The organism is Photorhabdus viridis (genome assembly GCF_040256935.1).
Classification (GTDB): domain Bacteria; phylum Pseudomonadota; class Gammaproteobacteria; order Enterobacterales; family Enterobacteriaceae; genus Photorhabdus; species Photorhabdus viridis.
In genome coordinates this window covers 1-1418 of sequence record NZ_JBEJZY010000146.1, presented here as the reverse complement: position 1 = coordinate 1418, position 1418 = coordinate 1, and the positions used below count along the sequence as shown (strand labels likewise).

Annotated in this window: 1 protein-coding gene and 1 pseudogene; both read left to right on the top strand. The window is 40.2% G+C overall.

Annotation, left to right across the window (positions count from 1 at the left end):
- Nucleotides 1-164 precede the first annotated feature (164 nt).
- Nucleotides 165-938 carry a hypothetical protein gene (locus tag ABR397_RS22590; protein ID WP_350307670.1) on the top strand — a complete coding sequence of 258 codons (774 nt, stop codon included), beginning with the start codon at nucleotides 165-167 and terminating at the stop codon, nucleotides 936-938.
- Nucleotides 939-1039: 101 nt separating this feature from the next.
- A pseudogene (locus ABR397_RS22585) lies at nucleotides 1040-1275 on the top strand (hypothetical protein); the annotation flags it as partial.
- Nucleotides 1276-1418 lie beyond the last annotated feature (143 nt).

Here is a 1418-nt window from a genome sequence, read left to right as displayed (position 1 = left end):
GACCTCAATCGGCAATCAATAGATTACTGGAAAATAACGTCATCAAAACTTCCAGAAAAATAAACAGGAAAATATAACCTTAACACGCTATACAGATAACGCGGTAGGGATCGAGGAAAACTGGCCATGATAAATATGAAATGCGATGGTAATGAACTTTCAATATGAAAATAGTAAAAATCACGCTGTTATTGTTATTTTCGTATTTTATTTACTGGGCGTTAGGCGATACCTTTTTTAACTGGCTTTTTCCTTTTTCATCTGCTGGAAAAGAACAGTTGATTACCGTGGAAGGCGTCGTGCCGAAATACACAAAACCGTATGTATCCGCGGAATATATCTCAAAAAACTGTCTTGAGTATCAGTTGGACGCAGGAATGTCGCCTTTTAAAGTACCGACTTATTATGGATTGGATTTGGATGTAAAAGCCGATCCGCAAACCGGTTATTTTCAGGCGAAATTACCTTTCAATGGCGGAGGGTGGTGCAAATGGAAAATCAATCGGGCGTTTGTGGCGGTGGGTTATACCGATGTTAGTCATCTGGTAAAAGATGCTGTGCCCTATGGGGGACCGGGTTTAACCGCCTTTATCAACGATGCAGCGCGAACAAATTATTCCGCAGCCTCTGAGACTCGTGCATTGAATACGATAGACTTTAGCCCGGTTATTTACCCTGTGTTGAGAATAGTTGAAGGACAGCCAAAAAGAATTTCCTTACAGGGTGTGGTGAGTTTGTTTCCTTTTCGGCTGAAACTAACTCCAGGAGCGGAATGGAAAATTACCTTTAAGCCTAAACTGGATGAAACCAAAATGCCGAAGATAACCATAACTGACGGGAAGGGGGAATGGGTTGAATATCCGAATGGCCGAATTGACCTCAATCGGCAATCAATAGATTACTGGAAAATAACGTCATCAAAACTTCCAGAAAAATAAACAGGAAAATATAACCTTAACACGCTATACAGATAACGCGGTAGGGATCGAGGAAAACTGACCATGATAAATATGAAATGCGATGGTAAGGAACTTTCAATATGAAAATAGTAAAAATCACGCTGTTATTGTTATTTTCGTATTTTATTTACTGGCGTTAGGCAATACCTTTTTTAACTGGCTTTTTCCTTTTTCATCTGCTGGAAAAGAACAGTTGATTACCGTGGAAGGTGTCGCGCCGAAATACACAAAACCGCATGTGTCGGCAGAATATATTTCAAAAGATTGTCTTGAATATGAGCTTGATGCAGATATATCGCCTTATAAGGTGCCAACCTAACCAAGGCTATATTACTCATTTACCTAACCACTAACACCAGAAATAAGGAGTCCCTATGAACGATGGATTACATTTTCTCTGTCAGGTTACCGATTTGCCGGAGAAAACATTTGCGGTAGCGGAGTTCTCTTTACAGGAGG